Annotated in this window: 21 protein-coding genes and 1 tRNA gene; 3 read left to right on the forward strand and 19 right to left on the reverse strand. The window is 61.8% G+C overall.

Going from position 1 to position 15,943, the window contains the following annotated elements; all coding sequences use genetic code 11:
• Positions 1–138: 138 nt before the first annotated feature.
• The 13 genes from SO140_RS41220 to SO140_RS41280 all read right to left on the reverse strand — a co-directional run bounded on the left by SO140_RS41220 (position 139) and on the right by SO140_RS41280 (position 6,487).
• On the reverse strand, positions 139–327 hold the full coding sequence (locus tag SO140_RS41220; protein ID WP_449380863.1) for a hypothetical protein: 189 nt from the start codon (positions 325–327) through the stop codon (positions 139–141).
• Complete coding sequence (locus SO140_RS41225) at positions 317–523, reverse strand: hypothetical protein (protein WP_449380864.1); 207 nt, start codon at positions 521–523, stop codon at positions 317–319. Before SO140_RS41225 ends, SO140_RS41220 begins: the two co-directional genes overlap by 11 nt.
• Positions 524–718: 195 nt before the next feature.
• A complete protein-coding gene (locus SO140_RS41230; protein ID WP_449380865.1) occupies positions 719–922 on the reverse strand; it encodes a hypothetical protein in 204 nt (67 codons plus the stop codon).
• Between the two features lie 6 nt (positions 923–928).
• Positions 929–1,075, reverse strand: coding sequence for a hypothetical protein (locus SO140_RS41235; RefSeq protein WP_449380866.1), 147 nt, complete (start codon positions 1,073–1,075; stop codon positions 929–931).
• An 11-nt stretch (positions 1,076–1,086) separates the two neighbouring features.
• The gene (locus SO140_RS41240) at positions 1,087–1,479 is read right to left on the reverse strand and encodes a hypothetical protein (RefSeq protein ID WP_449380867.1); all 393 of its coding nucleotides are present in this window, start codon (positions 1,477–1,479) and stop codon (positions 1,087–1,089) included.
• Positions 1,476–2,381, reverse strand: coding sequence for a hypothetical protein (locus SO140_RS41245; protein ID WP_498543933.1), 906 nt, complete (start codon positions 2,379–2,381; stop codon positions 1,476–1,478). The genes SO140_RS41240 and SO140_RS41245 overlap by 4 nt, the downstream gene beginning before the upstream one ends.
• A 400-nt stretch (positions 2,382–2,781) precedes the next feature.
• Positions 2,782–3,285 carry a hypothetical protein gene (locus tag SO140_RS41250; protein WP_449380869.1) on the reverse strand — a complete coding sequence of 168 codons (504 nt, stop codon included), beginning with the start codon at positions 3,283–3,285 and terminating at the stop codon, positions 2,782–2,784.
• A gap of 219 nt (positions 3,286–3,504) precedes the next feature.
• Entirely contained in the window at positions 3,505–4,752 is a 1,248-nt protein-coding gene (locus SO140_RS41255) for an AAA family ATPase (protein WP_498543934.1), read from the reverse strand.
• Positions 4,752–4,988 carry a hypothetical protein gene (locus SO140_RS41260; protein WP_449380871.1) on the reverse strand — a complete coding sequence of 79 codons (237 nt, stop codon included), beginning with the start codon at positions 4,986–4,988 and terminating at the stop codon, positions 4,752–4,754. Before SO140_RS41260 ends, SO140_RS41255 begins: the two co-directional genes overlap by 1 nt.
• Positions 4,985–5,353 carry a transcriptional coactivator p15/PC4 family protein gene (locus tag SO140_RS41265; protein WP_449380872.1) on the reverse strand — a complete coding sequence of 123 codons (369 nt, stop codon included), beginning with the start codon at positions 5,351–5,353 and terminating at the stop codon, positions 4,985–4,987. The genes SO140_RS41260 and SO140_RS41265 overlap by 4 nt, the downstream gene beginning before the upstream one ends.
• The gene (locus tag SO140_RS41270; RefSeq protein ID WP_449380873.1) at positions 5,350–5,571 is read right to left on the reverse strand and encodes a MerR family transcriptional regulator; all 222 of its coding nucleotides are present in this window, start codon (positions 5,569–5,571) and stop codon (positions 5,350–5,352) included. Before SO140_RS41270 ends, SO140_RS41265 begins: the two co-directional genes overlap by 4 nt.
• A gap of 91 nt (positions 5,572–5,662) precedes the next feature.
• Positions 5,663–6,052: a hypothetical protein gene (locus tag SO140_RS41275; protein ID WP_449380874.1), complete on the reverse strand. Its 390-nt coding sequence runs from the start codon at positions 6,050–6,052 to the stop codon at positions 5,663–5,665.
• Between the two features lie 156 nt (positions 6,053–6,208).
• The gene (locus SO140_RS41280) at positions 6,209–6,487 is read right to left on the reverse strand and encodes a hypothetical protein (protein ID WP_449380875.1); all 279 of its coding nucleotides are present in this window, start codon (positions 6,485–6,487) and stop codon (positions 6,209–6,211) included.
• 584 nt (positions 6,488–7,071) lie between these two features.
• Here SO140_RS41280 and SO140_RS41285 point away from each other — a divergent pair.
• A complete protein-coding gene (locus tag SO140_RS41285) occupies positions 7,072–7,443 on the forward strand; it encodes a phospholipid-binding protein (RefSeq protein WP_449380876.1) in 372 nt (123 codons plus the stop codon).
• A gap of 52 nt (positions 7,444–7,495) precedes the next feature.
• Here the strand turns inward: SO140_RS41285 and SO140_RS41290 are convergent, their stop codons facing one another.
• The 4 genes from SO140_RS41290 to SO140_RS41305 all read right to left on the reverse strand — a co-directional run bounded on the left by SO140_RS41290 (position 7,496) and on the right by SO140_RS41305 (position 10,479).
• Complete coding sequence (locus tag SO140_RS41290; RefSeq protein ID WP_449380877.1) at positions 7,496–8,005, reverse strand: hypothetical protein; 510 nt, start codon at positions 8,003–8,005, stop codon at positions 7,496–7,498.
• Positions 8,006–8,014: 9 nt separating this feature from the next.
• Positions 8,015–8,401 carry a hypothetical protein gene (locus tag SO140_RS41295; RefSeq protein WP_449380878.1) on the reverse strand — a complete coding sequence of 129 codons (387 nt, stop codon included), beginning with the start codon at positions 8,399–8,401 and terminating at the stop codon, positions 8,015–8,017.
• A gap of 547 nt (positions 8,402–8,948) precedes the next feature.
• Entirely contained in the window at positions 8,949–10,250 is a 1,302-nt protein-coding gene (locus tag SO140_RS41300; RefSeq protein WP_498543935.1) for a tyrosine-type recombinase/integrase, read from the reverse strand.
• A 135-nt stretch (positions 10,251–10,385) separates the two neighbouring features.
• A tRNA-Ser gene (locus SO140_RS41305) sits at positions 10,386–10,479 on the reverse strand.
• Between the two features lie 322 nt (positions 10,480–10,801).
• On the opposite strand from SO140_RS41305, the gene SO140_RS41310 reads away from it, so the two are divergent.
• Positions 10,802–12,811 carry a tetratricopeptide repeat protein gene (locus SO140_RS41310; RefSeq protein ID WP_449380880.1) on the forward strand — a complete coding sequence of 670 codons (2,010 nt, stop codon included), beginning with the start codon at positions 10,802–10,804 and terminating at the stop codon, positions 12,809–12,811.
• A gap of 85 nt (positions 12,812–12,896) precedes the next feature.
• On the opposite strand, the gene SO140_RS41315 is transcribed toward SO140_RS41310, so the two are convergent.
• Positions 12,897–13,163, reverse strand: coding sequence for a hypothetical protein (locus tag SO140_RS41315; protein WP_449380881.1), 267 nt, complete (start codon positions 13,161–13,163; stop codon positions 12,897–12,899).
• A 1,281-nt stretch (positions 13,164–14,444) separates the two neighbouring features.
• Between SO140_RS41315 and SO140_RS41320 the strand changes: the two genes are divergently transcribed.
• Positions 14,445–14,627 carry a hypothetical protein gene (locus SO140_RS41320; protein ID WP_449380882.1) on the forward strand — a complete coding sequence of 61 codons (183 nt, stop codon included), beginning with the start codon at positions 14,445–14,447 and terminating at the stop codon, positions 14,625–14,627.
• 25 nt (positions 14,628–14,652) lie between these two features.
• Here the strand turns inward: SO140_RS41320 and gatB are convergent.
• Positions 14,653–15,943 (reverse strand): Asp-tRNA(Asn)/Glu-tRNA(Gln) amidotransferase subunit GatB (gene gatB / locus SO140_RS41325; RefSeq protein ID WP_498543936.1); only part of this gene is annotated, 1,291 nt, incomplete at its 5' end.

Genomic DNA, 15,943 nt, shown 5'->3' on the forward strand with positions numbered 1-15,943 from the left:
GAAGGCCTCAGCCGCGCGCGGCGGATTGAGGCTCGGCTCAGTCGGTGAGCCGCCGGAAGACGTTTGCGCCGATGTCCAAAGGCGAGGCTTGTTGCGGAAAGCCCGATCCGAAACGCGCTTGCGGTGCGCGCTACCTACTCAGTCACAAGGCAGGGATTCTGCCTTGAGGAGATTGCAAAACTGTCCGGCATCGAGGCCGGCAAGCCCGCGAAGCGTTACGCACACTCTGCGCCAGCTCTCGTTCTGTGCGCTCAACTCGCGAGCCTTCGCACGGATCGACTTGATCTCGCGCTTGAGGCCGAGAATAGCGGCAGTCTCATTGCCCACTGCCATCCTCACAGTCGAACGGCGGCACATGCGTGTAGAACTGCGGATGGGTCTCCTGGTCGCCGAAGAACCAGCGGCCGTCATCAGCCTGTCGACCGACATAGACCGGATCGGAAAGGCCGGCGCCGTCACGGAGCAACAGCGAACCGAGACCACGCTTGGCTTCAGAAATGGACTTCCAAGTCGATTGCGGCATCGGCTGGCTCCTACTGTAGCGTGGTCGACGCGAATTCGTGCCCGGGCGTCGGCTGCAGCACCGGTGCGCCACTATTGGCCCCCATGGTCTCGGCAAGATGCTCGCGACAGATGGAAAAGCCGGGCCAGCCCTTCACCCGCGGCCGGCGCACACCGTCCAGCCAACACAAGCAGCAATGTTCGGCCTGCTTCTGCATCAGCTCGAGGCCTGCGGCGTCCAGGTGAACGTTCCGACGGCCGTACTCGTGCCGGCGACGAAGGCGCTCCCAGAAGTTACCGAGCCGCCCGGTGCGCGCAGCGTCTGCTCGATGTTGCGAAGTGCTTCGACAAGAAGCGCCAGCTCCTGGTCGCGGCGCGACGGCGCTGGACTGAAGTTGCTGATCGTGATGCTAAGCGACATGATGGCCTACCTCTTCGTCGCGCAAGCGCGAAGCCGCGCCATCAGCTCATTGAACTCATGGTGCTGATGTGGCTCTCGCGCTCGAATGAATGAAATGCGGTCTTCGAGATGTTTGAGGTTGGCTATGAGCGCGTCGACGAAATCCTTGTCCATGTTCAGTTCTCCTATGCTGCTCGGCCCGCGGCGGCCGAGAGCTGAGCGATGATTTCTTGCAGGATGTGGGGCCGAGCCCGGTCGAGAAGCCGACGGCTGATCCTGTCCCCAAATTCGTAGCGGACGTTGGCTTCGTCGCGCGCTTCCCAGCGTCCTTGCATTCGCGCGATAGCTTCGGGGTCATCGACCACGGCCAACCGGATACCGAAGGCCGGCAAGTACGTGTCGATGAGCATGGGCGAAAGCCTCTTCTCGCGGCGCGGACCGAGAACCTTGTTCGTGTGCCCGCGCGTCAGGCCGCAGATATCGTCGACCCGTTCACATGAAAGCCCTCGCGCCACCCGCACGTCACCGAACAGGTCGACAAACTCGTCATAGGATCCAGCCGGCTGCAAATCGATCATCGGCGGCCACCGCTGCTCGCTCGATCGGCGTAGGCCTTCTTTTCGCCGTAGCTCATGCGGCTCCACGTGGCATCGTCGACAGTGTTGGGGCTGACGTCGCGGTGCTGCTGCGAGAACGGCGCGGTGCCCTGAGAGGTCACCTTATGCATGAGGCGCTCGTAGAACCGCAGGTGTGCATCCGTGACCATGGTGCTCAAGATCGGCTTCGCGTCGGCGTGGCCGATTTCCGCCGTGATCCACCGGCCGACCGCATCCACTCGCTGGGTCGCGTTACTGCCGGCCTTGGCGAGCTCCCGCTGCGCTGCTTCCGCAATCGTGGCCTGCTGCGTCGCGACGTGCGAGGCGTAGATCGACAGCATTTCCGAGAAAGCCGCCTGGTCAAGGCCGCGGGCATGCGCCCAGTTTCTCGCGGCGATCAGGCCCGGGTCATTCGCATCAAATTGGACCTGCTGATTGCCTGGCAGCACCGTGCCCTCGGGCAGCTCGAGCTTGTAGCCGTCGGCATTGGCCGGCAGCGTCGCCTTGCGCTGGTCGTCGATCGCCTGACGCGAAAGCATCTGCTCGAGCTCGGCCTCGCTGACCTCAAATCGGCCCACGGTGTATTTCGAGCCCTCGGTAGGCGGCTGCTCGGTCGGATCCGCCGACACATCGCCGGTCTCCGAAATCAGCTTCCCGGTCTCTCGGTCTTTCAGAACCAGGTTGCCGCGCTCGTCGCGCGTCTGGATCACCTTCGCCGGATCATAGCGGCCGGACTGTGCGTCGCCGGCCTCCAACGTCTGACGATGCCGCTCGTTCGGCGACAGGTCTGCCCACGCCGCTGCCTCGGACTGCGCCGCTGCAACCGCGGGCGCTGGCTGAACGGACCCTGGGGAAGGCGTAGCGGTTGTCACTGGATCAGGCATCGGTCACCTCGTGAAAATGATGCGGCTGTTTCTCCCCACACCGCCGCCGCGTGGATGTTGGGCGGTCCGCTGCCCTGGAGCTCGGAAGTTCTGGACCCTGGGAAAAATACGGGTCCGAGGTTTTGCTGGGAAAGCGTGAGGGCGGGTTACCAGCGCCTCGATCGGCGGCCGATTTTTCCCCCCGGGGGTCGCGTCAGCGGGTCCTGAAAGCGCGGAGGGCCTCGCGCGCGGGCGCCCGCCTGCGGAGTGAGGAAACAGAGTGGGATCTGGGTATTCAGTCGCGCGCATAAATCCCTTCCGGCGGATCATGTCTCCGCCACAACGTGCTGATTTGCGCCGCATTTGCAAGCCATCGGCCAACGTACCCACACGGCTACCCATAGTTCGCTGGTGTTCGCGATCATTCATCATCGCCCGCGTCCATTCGCTCTCCCGTCGACAGATTTTTGTTCGGCGTGACGTCGATGCTCACGCCTGGCGCACCCGCTGGTGCGGCGCCGATGATCTGAATCACCACGCCAGGCCGATCGTTCGGACTGTCTCCACGGGGCCCGTCGGCTTCACTGATCGCCTCGAGCGCGCGCGCTGCCTGCACTGCGGCCGCCCGATTTTCATTCTGGTCACGGAGCTCGGCCAGCCTGCGAGGATTCTGCAGCGTGAGTTGCGCCAGCACGACACCACGTTCCGCCTTGAGATACGCGAGCACTTGCGGCCGCTTCATTGCCAATCGCATTGCGCGAACAGTCAAATTGGCTTTCGTCGCTGCCTCCTCCCATGGGGTGCCATTCCACACCATGTCGTCACAAGCGGCCTTCAACCGGCCACTAACCCCACCGGCTTTGGTCTTGCCGATGGCAGCCCGTTGCTGGGTGGTGAGTTGTTGGGATGGTTTCTGATCAGTCATGGGTCACCGGTCTATCGAGAGCTTGCGGACGCGAGCGGAGCGACAGCGCAGCCGTGTCTGCGAGCGGGTGGAATGCGCGCGCGAGTGGGCGCAAACGCCGGGGGGAGTATGAGGGGGGTGTGTGCAGGGCGGTTGTGCGCGTTTGTAGGGGCGTTTGCGGCGGCGTCTGATAGGGCGTCTGTATGGCGGCGGGGGGCGTTTGTAGGGGCGTTTGGAAGCTCATCCGGCGGCCCTCTCGATGTGCTTGGAGCGCTTGCCGTCGACCACAACGATCTTGCCGGCGGCGAACAGGCGCTCCATCGCGGCAGCGAACGCTTTCGACTTGATGCCGCTGGCCTCTGGATGGCCCTCGAAGGCGGCCGGCGCATATCCTGAGCCGGTTGTGTGCCGCACCTCCCTACCCTCCGCCAGAAACCGGTCGAGCAATCGGAGGAATGTGTCCTCAACGTTGCGCTCCGCGGCCGCGCGGTGCGGGGATGAAGCACCAATGGTCTCGGTGACGAACGTCAGTCCACTCCAGCGGATGGTGATCCTCTCCCCGGTGCGGCCGCGGTTCGATTTGGTCACGGCGAGCGTGCGCGCGTCTGGGTCGTCCTTATCCGGGTCGGACAGGTGCAGCATCGAGCGGACGCTATTGCGCCAGTCAACTGAGTTGGCGGTGCCAGAGCCGTCAGCCATGCCGCGCACGGACGGGTGGTCGAGCAGCACGATCGCTGTGTCATGCTCCCGGGCGATCTTGCGCAGCATAGCAAGGAAGGCGCGGACCTGCCGCCGGGCAATTGCCTCGCCGTCGAACACCGCGGCGACGTTGTCGATCACGACCAGGCGCGGCTTGTTTTCGACAATCCACGCCTCGAGCCAGTCCAGCAGCGGCGCGCGCGACAGGCGACCATCCTTGTTGGCATGGACCAGCCAGGTGCTCTCCAGATCGGGGAACAGCATGTGCAAGTCCGGCAGCGTATAGGGATCGATGCAACGGTGCTTGCAGATGCGCTCGACTCGATCGCGGATGTTGTGCTCGGGCTCCTCACAGCTGAGCAAAAGTGCGGTGCCGGCATCGATCGTGCAGCCGAGCCAATCACCAAGGCCCGCAGCGACGTAGACCAGCAATTGAACCAGAATCTCGGTTTTCCCGCTGCCGCCGTTGCCGGACACGATCGTCAAATCGCCGCTGGGGACGCGCGCGGAGGCCAACCAGCGCGGTTGCTCGGGCTCGGTGCCCTCCCACGCCGCCGACGTGATCGCAGCGTAGACGGCCGGCTTAGCACTGGGTTGAACCAAATCCAGGATCGGCTCGCCGTCGGCGCTCTCGGGATACGCGTCATGCGGCGGACCGAATTGGCGTTCCCATGCAGCATCCGCCTCGCGACGCGCTTCCGCGGCCCGCCAACTGGCTTCGGCGGCCGCTGCTGACATGCCGCCGTACATGGGATCGTGAAGCCATGGCTTATCGGTGAGAGCATCCATCAGTCCGCCCTCCTCAGACCAACGAATGCCGCCGCCATAGCCGCCTGGACTCGATCTTGCGCAGACTCGTCGGGGATCAAATCCCAGAGCCATGCCAGTTCCTGCAGCTGGTCGACCGCAAGGTGCTTGGACTTCCAGCCGCGCTCGACGTACCAGGCCTCGAAACCGCAGACATCGAGGAAGTCCTCGAAATCTCCGAGTACAAGCCGCTCGACCGATCGCACCGGCGCATTCATGACGCCACCTCGACCAGGTCGAGCTCGAGCGCGAGGGCCTCGGCCTTCTCCAGCGCCTTCCGCACCTCGGGCAACTTCGCGATGTCGAATGCAATCCCCTTCTTCGAAGCCTGCATGTGGCCGGTCGAAGTCACGAAGAACACTCGCAGGTCTGCGATCGGCTTGCCCTTGTATCGCGAGAGTGTGAGGCGGATGCACGCGTCGCGCCGGCGTGATTTCCAAAGCTGGAAAATGACGCGCGGCTCGGCGAGAGGATCTTCGGGGTGCGTCGCGAATTCGGGGTCGAAGGCGATATCCAGGTGATCGTTTTCCCGACGATTCCTGTTTGCATGCCGAGCCCGCTTCCAAGTGGCGGGTTCGGTCATGCGGCCTTCTCCGCGCGCGCCGCGTCGACGCGCCTCTGCACGTAGGCGACAAGAGAAGCGACCACGATCTGCCGGCGCGAACCATCCATGTAGGACTGGAGCTCACCCGCATTCAGCAGTTCGTAAAACTTCGTGTTGCGGCAGTTCACTGCCCGCATGGCTTCCTGAGGACTGCAAACAAGCTTGCCGCTCAGGAAAGCAAAATCACCGATAGACATCGCTGAACGTCTCCGTTCGTGTTCGAAACGAACGGAAAAGTCGGTGATTTGCTCGGGCTATGGGTGCACTTTAAATCCGGAAACGTGCACTTTAAATCGGGCGCTTTAGGAGAGCCTGGGCCAAACCTTCGCCTCCGGCCAGCACGTGGCGCATGTAGGTAATCTCAGAAGTCAAAAAGTGCTGCCCCGCGATATTGGTATAGATCCCCCAATTGCGCTGTCGACGAGCTGTTCGTTCCTTTCGGCCGGCCACAAGAACGTTTCGAAGCGTTGCATAGTTGCCGACCGCGATACCGATCTCGCGCAACCATGGCCCATTCGAGGAAAGGAAGGCCTCGACGATGTCTTGCTTTGTCCGCTTCGGATTGAACTTCTTGGCGGCACGATAGTGCGCACGAAAGCGCAGCAGCACCTGCTCGCGCAAGCCGCGGACAAGCTCCTTCCGGCCGCGCTTCGAAGGATTTTGCTTCTTCGCTGTCATGACCTCACCACACACCGCGAAAGGATTGCGCGGGGCAAGCATCCGGCGGTGAGACGGATGCGACGGTTTGCCCTCCGGCCCCGCGCGCGACAATCATGGACGGCGACGGCCCCGAAACAATCCGGGGCCGCCACGAGGTTGTGGAAAACTACCGCCTCAGCCAGCGGCCGCCTTACCCATGCGCCGCGCCTGCATCATCCGTTGCAGGCCTTTGAGGTCGCCGTACAGCAACCAATCGAAGCTGACGTCGTGGTTCTCGCACCATTGAGTTAGCTCCTTGCTCCAGGTGCGGCCGATCTTGGGGCATCGTGGCAACTGCCACTCATTCACCAGCCACCGTGCACGGCGCCTTATGTGCTCCGCCTTCGATCCGCCATCGGCGGTCAATCTGCCTACAGGCGAGTTGAGCCACTCCGAACGCTTCATTTTCGCCATGGCTCAGCCCTCCGAACGCTTGCAGGTCGGGCCGCCGAGTCTGCGGGGCAGTCGGCCCCGCCGACGGGGCTCGATGGGCTGGACATTCTCGGGAGGCATACAGGTCACGCGGCGCGCGGATGCGCTCCGGAAGTCGATGACGTTGGACATGGGAAGTGCTCGCGGATTAACCGGCTTTCCTAGGGCCGGGCGCCAGCGGCAGGCTGGCACCGGGAGTCTAGGAACACGTCCGCGAGAACGTGCGCCACGGCCTTTACCCTTTCGGGCTGTTGCATAACCGTGGCACTCCCGGCATAGTGAGCCGGTCGCAGCCCACGGCAATGGGCGCGTTGACGTCTTTCAGCGGGACATGAGGCCCGGCAAGGCCGACGGCCCGCCTATCGCGGATGAAGCGCAATCCCCGGCAAGGGACCGCTTCGGGAGTTTCCTAGGCTCCGCCGATCATCTCACCTGATTTGCGTTAAGAAATCCATCCCCGACCTGGGGAAATCCGCTTGCGCTCGCTCGCCGGCCATCCACCTTCGCTCCGTTGCGGCAGCGAACCGAATCAATTTTGATGATCGGGAGCTCTGGGGAGAGACACGATGCGTATTCGGCTGATTATCTGTGCGACGGCTATCCTGGTTTTGAGCACAGCCAATGCGTCGGCATTCTCGATGAGCTTTCGATGGTGCGGCCTCGCCTCTCCAGTGTTCGCATTGACCGGTGTGCCAAAGGGGACTGCAACCCTTCAGTTCCACATGGTTGATCTTCAGGTCCCCAGCTACAATCACGGTGGGGGAACGGTACCGTACAAGGGGCAGTCGTCGATTGCTTGTGGAGCACTGGACAACTATTCGCCCCCAAGCCCGCCGAGCGGCAGCCATTCCTATCAAGTTACAGTCACTGCATTTGGGCCCGGCAATTCGAATCTCGGCTCGGCTACCTACACACACGAATTTCCCGAAAAGAAGTAAACCTGTCGGGGCTCGCTCTTGCGCTCGCCCTCGGGTTACGCCAACCGAAGAATCATGGCGCAATCTGCTCGATCTTCGCTTGTGGCAGCACCGCCAAGGTTTGCATCAGCCAATGTCGGACAGGATCGATACTCTGATCGTTCGTTGAACTGAATGTAACAAAATCACTGTGCGATGGATTGCCATTGTCAGGGGTGTAGGCGGTGTCTGTACGAATCCCCTGCACATCAACTCTTAGGTGAGAAGCAGCTGCAAACGCCACACCGACAAGTTTTATTTTCGATGGAGCCACTTTTCCTTTCGCCACAAACCCGTCGCGGATTGTTTGAATGCGAGCTTCACCTCTGGCCCTGATCTGATCCGCTGAATCTGGATTTCCGACAACCGCTCCCGAGAGCTCATGTTGCCATGGCTTACCGGCCGATGATGAAAATTGTCCGCCCTTCAAAGCCTGATAGTGAACGGTCTGATCGCGAGTTACGTGATCAGCATTGGTTAGAAACCTATACCAGCATGCAGAATCAGGAAGCGGCTTGTCAGTTTCGAAATGACTGAAGGACATGAATGTGGGCTAGGGCGCGAACAATTCGTTGATCAATGCTTTCGCGCCGGTCGTAAGGGTCGTATGCGGAAAGTTCTTGATAATTCCGTCCGCCGCCACTCTGCGCGCGACTACGCGTCCGCCCGGTCCAACGTCCACCAAAACGAACTCACGGGTTGATCCAAAGCCGAAACGCCATTCAAATCCAATTGTGCCATCTGCCCCGGGCGCAACATCAGGCTTCAATACGCTCGGAGGCAGCAATCGACTAAACGATCGCGCCGCTCGCACCGTTTCGCGAGAGATCGGCTCTGCTCCGTAACCATCCCAATCAGGTTGGTCGTACCCCTCATACTCGGTGAACTCGTCTTCAACATTGGCGTGCGGCAAGTACCGACCGGACGCGATCGGAAGCATCGGATCTTTAGTCAGCGTACGGAGTCCAGATCCCGACGACGTCAAGCCATAGCTAGCCTGGAAAGCTAGGAATCTCATTTGCTGCCATCCGCCAATTTGATTTGCGCACCCAGCCACTCGTGAAGCTGCTTGGCCGTCTCTAGGTTGAGATACGCTGAACAATGGACATTGCGAACAATCCCAGAGCGCGTCTCTACCCTGCTCGGTGTCTGACCAGTCTCTGTGAACGCGATCTGGTCTCCGGGCCTCCCGTAGACGTCGTACTCCACAACTCTTGGGATCGGCCCGCGTTCAGAGAAGAGGGACATGCAAATTTGGCCGGCGGGTGTCAACCCGCCCAGCGCCCCGTGGCACGGTATTTCACGGTAGTCTGCAACCTTTATATAGTGGAACTGCAGCTGTACCTTTGATCCCTGTTCGTCGTGTTCTGCCATGAGAGAAAGAGCTCTGTTGTCCTGAGGCGCTGACGATGGAACAGGGATACAGCACCAATCAAGCCGATTCTTGGTGAAAAATCACTAAATTCGCGTGCAACCCTATTTCCGCTTTAAGCTCTGAGCGGTCTGACATTGCTCATATCGCTCACCGGCGGGCTGGCGCAATAGTCCGCCCAATCAGCCATCATGCGCCGGCGCTTCTCGCGCATGTCGCCGCGGCGGTAGGCCGCCTCGACCTTGTCCGAGACCGTGTGCGCCAGCGCCATCTCGGACATCTCGTTCGGGAAGCCGGTCTGCTCGGTGCACCAGTCCTTGAAGGTCGACCGGAAGCCGTGGACGGTCAGGTCCTCCCCGAAGCCCATGCCCTGCAACAGCTCCAACATGGCCATGTTGGACAGAGGCTCGCCGGCCTCGTTGGCGAATAGGTATTCCGACCGCTCCGGCTGCTTCTCCAGGATCTCTAGGGCGCGGTCGCTAAGCGGCACGACATGATCCCGCTTGCGAGCGCCCTTCTTGCCCTTCAGGCGGGCCGCGGCGACCGTCCAGGTGGTCACCGCTCGGTCAACCTCAGTCCGCACCGCGCCGATCGTGTCGCTCGTCCGGGCGGCTGTGAGAACGGTGTATTCGAGGGCCCGGGCGCTCAGGCTGTCCCGCCGGCGGAGCTCGGCCATGAAGCGCGGCAGGTCGGCATATGGCAGAGCCTTGTGGTGCTCCACCGGTGAGACCTTCGAGGGCGCCGGCAGCAGCTTGTCGAGCAGCCCCTTCCACCGCGCCGGGTTGTCGCCGTCGCGCAGCTTCTTTGCCTTAGCCCAGTCCAGCACGTTCTCGATGCGACCGCGGACGCGGCTCGCCGTCTCGGTGCGCGCAGTCCAGAACGTCGGCGCGTCCGGGTGGTCACCAACCGGCTGCTCGAGCACCTTCAGCACCAGGTCGGTGGTGATGCCGCCGACGGGCAGCTTGCCGATGATCGGATAGGCCCAGGTCTCCAGAGTGGCCGACCACTGCTCGCCGTGCTTGGCGTTCTTCCAGCCCGACCGGTGCGCCTTGATGTAGGCCTTGGCGCAATCCTGGAAGATGGTCGTCTTGGCTTTCTCCAGCGCGCTGGCTTGGTCCTGGAGCTTGCGGGCCTCGATGGGGTCCTTTCCCTCGTCGATGAGCTGACGCATCTTGCGGGCCCGCTCACGGGCTTCTGAGAGGTTCCACGTCTCAAGCGAGCCCAGACCCATCTCCCGCGCCAGCGGCTTCCCCGTCTTACTGGTGTGGCCGTTGAGGCGATATCGGAAGATCCACGACTTGGAGATGCGTTCCTTGCCGTCCCCTTTCACCTGAAGGTAGAGCCCGGCACCGTCGCCATACATTCCAGGCGTCTTCGCCTTGGTCACTTCAAGGGCCGTAAGCTTTCCGCCCGCCATTTACCCCCTCCTGTACCCACACCGGAACCGCGAATTTAGGCGAATGGCGGCGAATGGGCAAGACTGACAAAACCCGAATTATCGTGTATTCACAGGGGGTTTTCGGAGGCTAGCGAACGGGGGCGAACTATGTTCTGGCGGAGACGGAGGGATTCGAACCCTCGATAGGCCTTTACAAGCCTATAACGGTTTAGCAAACCGCCGCCTTCAGCCACTCGGCCACGTCTCCGGCTTCGCCGGGTATGCCCGACCCGGCGGCGAGCCGCAAGCGGCAGAATTGAGGCTGGCGGGTTTCTTTGCACATGAAAGCTTTTGCAGCGAGGAAAGCCAAGCACAGGTTGGCACTGGCTGACGTCCGGAGCGCCGGCCGTCGTCACGCCCGCACATCGGGCAGCCATCGCGTCAGTTGGTCGCGCGTGGAGACTCGGCACGAGCGCTGTTTCGTGCCTTGCAGCACGAGCCGCGTTGTTCTCTCAAGTAAAGGCGACTAGTCTTTTTGCACCAGTTCGCCAAAGCACAGACCCGCCATCGGGGTCCGGAAACCCAATCACATGTCGCAGCAAAGCCGCAACAAGGGAGCTTCGGCCCCCTCCTCACTCCATCCGTCGGCTATTCTGGACCAGGCGATTGCGGCCCACCGTTCGGGCAAACTGTCGGATGCGGAACGCGGCTACACGACCATCCTGAAGGGAAGCAGAACACATCCCGTCGCGCTGCATATGCTGGGGCTGTTGCAGGCCCACCGCGGCAATTTCGCGGACGCCGAGCCATTGCTCAAGAAGGCTGCCCGCGTCGACCCCGGCAATCCCGACGTTCTTTTCAACTATGCCAACGTGCTGCGTGCATTGGACAAGACAGACGATGCGCTCGCCTGGCTTGCGAAGGTGATTGCCCTGTCGCCGGACTTCGCCGATGCGCATCTCAATCGCGGAGCGATCCTGCTTGCACGGAAGGAGCTTCACGGCGCGATCGCGGAGCTTGATCGTGCCATTGCGATCGCGCCATCGAGCGCAGCGTTCTTGAACCGAGGCAGTGCATTCCAGCAGCTCGGTCAGCTCGACGAAGCACACGACAGCTACCAAAGGGCCGTCGAGCTCACACCGTCGAATCCACAGTACCATTTCGTCTTGTCTGAGGTCCTTACCCAAATGGGCCGACACGACGAAGCGATCGAGGCGCTCGAAAGAACGGTCTCACTGAACAAGGCCTTCCCGTTCGCGCTGAGCAAGCTCGTTGATTCCAGGCAGAAGCGCGCCGACTGGCGCAGTTTCGAACGTGAGCGGGCCGCCCTGGACGAGGCCGCAGAATCCGGCGTGGCGATCGATCCCCTCACCTTCATTCTCGCCTCGTCGTCTCCCGCACACCAATTGACCTGTGCGAAGACATATGTCGCCAATGTCGCCCCGGAGCGAGGTGCCGCGAGACCCAGAACGCCGTCACCGGCTTCCCGGCTGCGGGTCGCGTACGTGTCTGCCGATTTTCACAATCATGCCACCGCGCATTTGATGGCCGGAGTTTTCGAGGAGCACGACCGCGAGCGCTTCGACATAAGCGCCATCTCCTACGGACCGGATGACCGCAGCAAGATGCGCGACCGCGTGAAGGCAGCATTCGAGCGCTTCGAAGACGTCAGGCACCTTGCCGACGAGGACGTGGTCAAGCTGATACGCCAGCTCGACATCGAGGTCCTCGTCGATCTCGGAGGCTTCACCGCCCTTGCGCGGCCGAAAATCCTTGCGCACCGGCCGGCTCCCATCCAGGTCAACTATCTCGGCTTTCCCGGCACGATGGGCGCGCCGTACATCGACTACATCATGGCCGACCGGATCGTCATCCCCGAAGCAGAGCAGAAGTATTACGCCGAAAAGGTGATTTATCTCCCCAACAGCTATCAGGCGACCGACGCAAGGCGACCGCCCCTGTCAAATGCACCGGCCCGAAGCGAGGTCGGGCTGCCGGACGATGCATTCGTCTACTGCGCGTTCAACAAAACATTAAAGATCACGCCCCGGCTGTTCGATGTCTGGATGAGGCTGCTTACCAAGACCGCCGGCAGCGTCCTTTGGCTGTTTGATGGGGGCCCGATCGCCAGTGAGAACCTGAGGCGTGAAGCCGTTGCGCGCGGCATCGCCGCCGAGAGAATCGTGTTTGCCCCACCCATCGCTATCGACGAACACCTGGCGCGCCACCAGCTTGCCGATCTGTTCCTGGACACGTTGCCCTACAACGCCCATACCACGGCCAGCGACGCCCTGTGGGCTGGCTTGCCGGTCCTGACATGCCTCGGCACCGCCTTTGCGGGACGTGTTGCAGCCAGTCTCCTGAATGCTGTCGGCCTTCCTGAACTGGTGACGCGATCGCTGGACGAATATGAGGCTTTGGCGCTTCGGATCGCGCACGACTCCGAACTTCGAACCGCCCTCAAGAGCAAGCTGGCGACGCATCGGTCCACCTGGCCTCTCTTCGATACTGTCGGCATGGCGCGAGACGTCGAAAAGGCCCTCACCGAAATGTGGCGCCGGCATTGCGCCGGCGAAGCGCCGGCCTCGTTTGCCGTCTGATCTCATCACGAGGTCGGCCTAAGGTCACCTTGGCGCGATCGCATCGATCGGTCAAAGTTCGGTTCCCTGCGGCGGAGTGAACCGGTCAGTGCGCGGTGGCCCAGGCCCTCGCCTCGCGCTGCGCGGCTGCGATCTCGGCATCCGACATCTGCCCGGCGACTTCCTGGCGAAGCGCGATCGCGTCCCTACGGCCCTTCAACGCCGCGAGGTTGAACCATTTATGCGCAGCGATGAGATCGACGAGGCCGGAGCGGCCGCTCGCCCAATACATGCCCCGCTCGAACAGCACGTCCGACAACGCAGTCGCGTCGATCGGCGTCGCGGTCTCCAGATCGAAAGTCCCCTGAAACATGTCGCATCCCCTTTATTGTTGTGCCGCCTCGTTCCCCCGAGCGCGGCTCCCGTCCAAACTGTTCAACTCGTCCCCATGCCGCTCTTGCCGGCTTGTTGAGGCGATCTTGGCGAGCAAATTTGAATGGCAGTTTAAGTATCGCGATGAAGGGGACGTAAACGCGAGGTCACGCGGCGCGGCTGCGAAAATGCAAGAAGTCAGGGATTCTCAAGCACTTCTGCGATCCGTCAGATTTTGTTTACCGTTCGGATCTTCGGACGATGATAACCATCGCGCGTGGTGAGAGGCGCACGATCGCAGCCACCTCCTGAGCCGTCATTTCCCGCGACGGCGGGGAATCCAGTACGCTGCGACTTCTCCGTATGCGTCACTGCCTCTGGAATACTGGATCGCCCGGTCGAAGCCGGGCGATGACGCCGGAGTGTGGGCGCGCAGTCGGACCACAGGGGGCGCAAGCCTGTTCGGCTGCGTGTCACGCCTTGGACCTGAAACTTTGGAAAATGAAAACGCCGGCGAGGATCCCGGCTACTCGAACGAGGGCGTCGGCGAACACGTCAGGACCAGATTTCATTTTGGCCGCGAGGCTACTCATGAAATTGCGGGGCCGATAAAGGCGAACCGCACCGAACGAAGAAAACTGGTTTCTTCTGCCGGACCAGACCTTGACGAGCAAGCTCGGCAAGGAAGGACGATCCGACCGTTGACCTGATGTCTCGCCGACACCCTCTATCGCCGATCAGAGCCCGGTTGACTGAGACCTGCCCTGCCTGAGGCAAACCAGATCGCAGAAGGCGCTGATGACGTGCCGGCCGTCAGAGAGGCCGGCGACTTCAGAAGCGAAGTTACTTCTTCTTCTTCGCGACCTTGCGGGTCTTCTTCGCAGTCTTCTTCACTGCGCTCTTCGCCTTCTTCGCCTTCTTCGCTTTCTTGGCCATGTTGCCCTCCGATGTGTGAGATGGCTTTAATCGCTGCGTGCATTCGGGGATCGAATGCACTGCATCCCGAATACACCAACACGGCGAAAAAAACATCTTCTCGCTTAAGGAAGTGTTGACGGAGCAAAGCGCGCAAGTACTCCGCGCTTCGCGCACGCGCTCGACGAGTCGTTCGATCGTCTATGCGGAAAGTGCCTGCCGCATCAGCGCCGGCGAAAGCATCGATTGCAAGAAAACCCTATGCTGCAAGCCCATTCCGCATTCGCACATTGCGCGCGATCGACGTTCCGTCGCGCGTTGCGTCTCGCTCGAAGGCGCACGAAGTGCGTTTCGCGGACTCTGAGTCGTGAATTTTGGCAATGAAAATATTTTCATGCTTAACGGCGCGACCGCTCGCCGGAGCGTGCTCGCAGCCGCCGTTTTGCACGAATCGAAGATGGCGATTCGGTTGGACGTGGACGGTGCGATCGAGGCGACGTCGGTGTCGCCGCATGCGCGCGACGGATGCGCGAAGGCAGGATCGCGGTGACGGCACGCGCCGTCACCGCATCGCGTCAGATGCCGAGCTTGGACTTGAGCAGGTCGTTGACGCTCTGCGGGTTGGCCTTGCCGCCAGACGACTTCATCACCTGGCCGACGAACCAGCCAAGCGCCTGCGGCTTATCCTTGACCTGCGCGACCTTGTCGGGATTGGCCGCGATGATGTCGTCGACCACCTTCTCGATCGCCGAGAGATCGGTGACCTGCTTCATGCCGCGGCTTTCGACGAGCGCGCGCGGATCGCCGCCCTCCTGCCAGACGATCTCGAACAGATCCTTGGCGATCTTGCCGCTGATCGTACCCTCGCCGATCAGGTCGATGATCGCGGCAAGCTGCTCGGCGGCGACGGGAGAGCCCGAAATAGCCCGGCCTTCCTTGTTGAGACGGCCGAACAGCTCGTTGATCACCCAGTTCGCCGCCATCTTGCCGTCGCGCGCGCGATTGCCGAGCCTGTCCAGCACGGTCTCGTAGAAGTCAGCGCTTTCGCGCTCGGCGACGAGCACGCTCGCATCATAGGCTGACAGACCCAAGTCGGCGACGAAGCGCGTCTTCTTCTGATCCGGCAGTTCGGGCAACTCCGCCTTCAGCGCATCGACAAACTCTTGCGAGAACTCCAGCGGCAAGAGATCGGGATCGGGGAAGTAGCGGTAATCGTGCGCCTCTTCCTTCGACCGCATCGAGCGCGTCTCGCCCTTGTTGGGGTCGTAGAGCCGTGTCTCCTGGTCGATCTCGCCGCCATCTTCAAGGATCTCGATCTGGCGCCGCGCCTCGTACTCGATCGCCTGTCCAATGAAGTTGATCGAGTTCATGTTCTTGATCTCGCAGCGGGTGCCGAGCGGCCCGCCGGGACGACGCACCGAGACGTTGACGTCGGCGCGCAGGTTTCCCTTCTCCATGTCGCCGTCGCAGGTGCCGAGATAGCGCACGATCGAGCGCAGCTTGGTCACATAGGCCTTGGCCTGCTCGGCGTCGCGGATGTCCGGTTTTGAGACGATCTCCATCAAAGCGACGCCACAGCGGTTGAGATCGACAAAGGACAGCGACGGCGACTGGTCGTGCAGCAACTTGCCGGCATCCTGCTCCAGATGCAGCCGCTCGATGCCGACGTTGACGCTGCGGCCGCCGTCGAGCTCGACAAGCACCTCCCCCTCACCCACCACCGGCGACTTGTACTGGCTGATCTGATAGCCCTGCGGCAGGTCGGGATAGAAATAGTTTTTCCGATCGAACACCGAGCGAAGATTGATCTTCGCGTTCAGCCCGAGCCCGGTCCGGACAGCCTGTCTGACGCATTCCTCGTTGATG

The organism is Bradyrhizobium sp. UFLA05-108 (assembly GCF_059803455.1).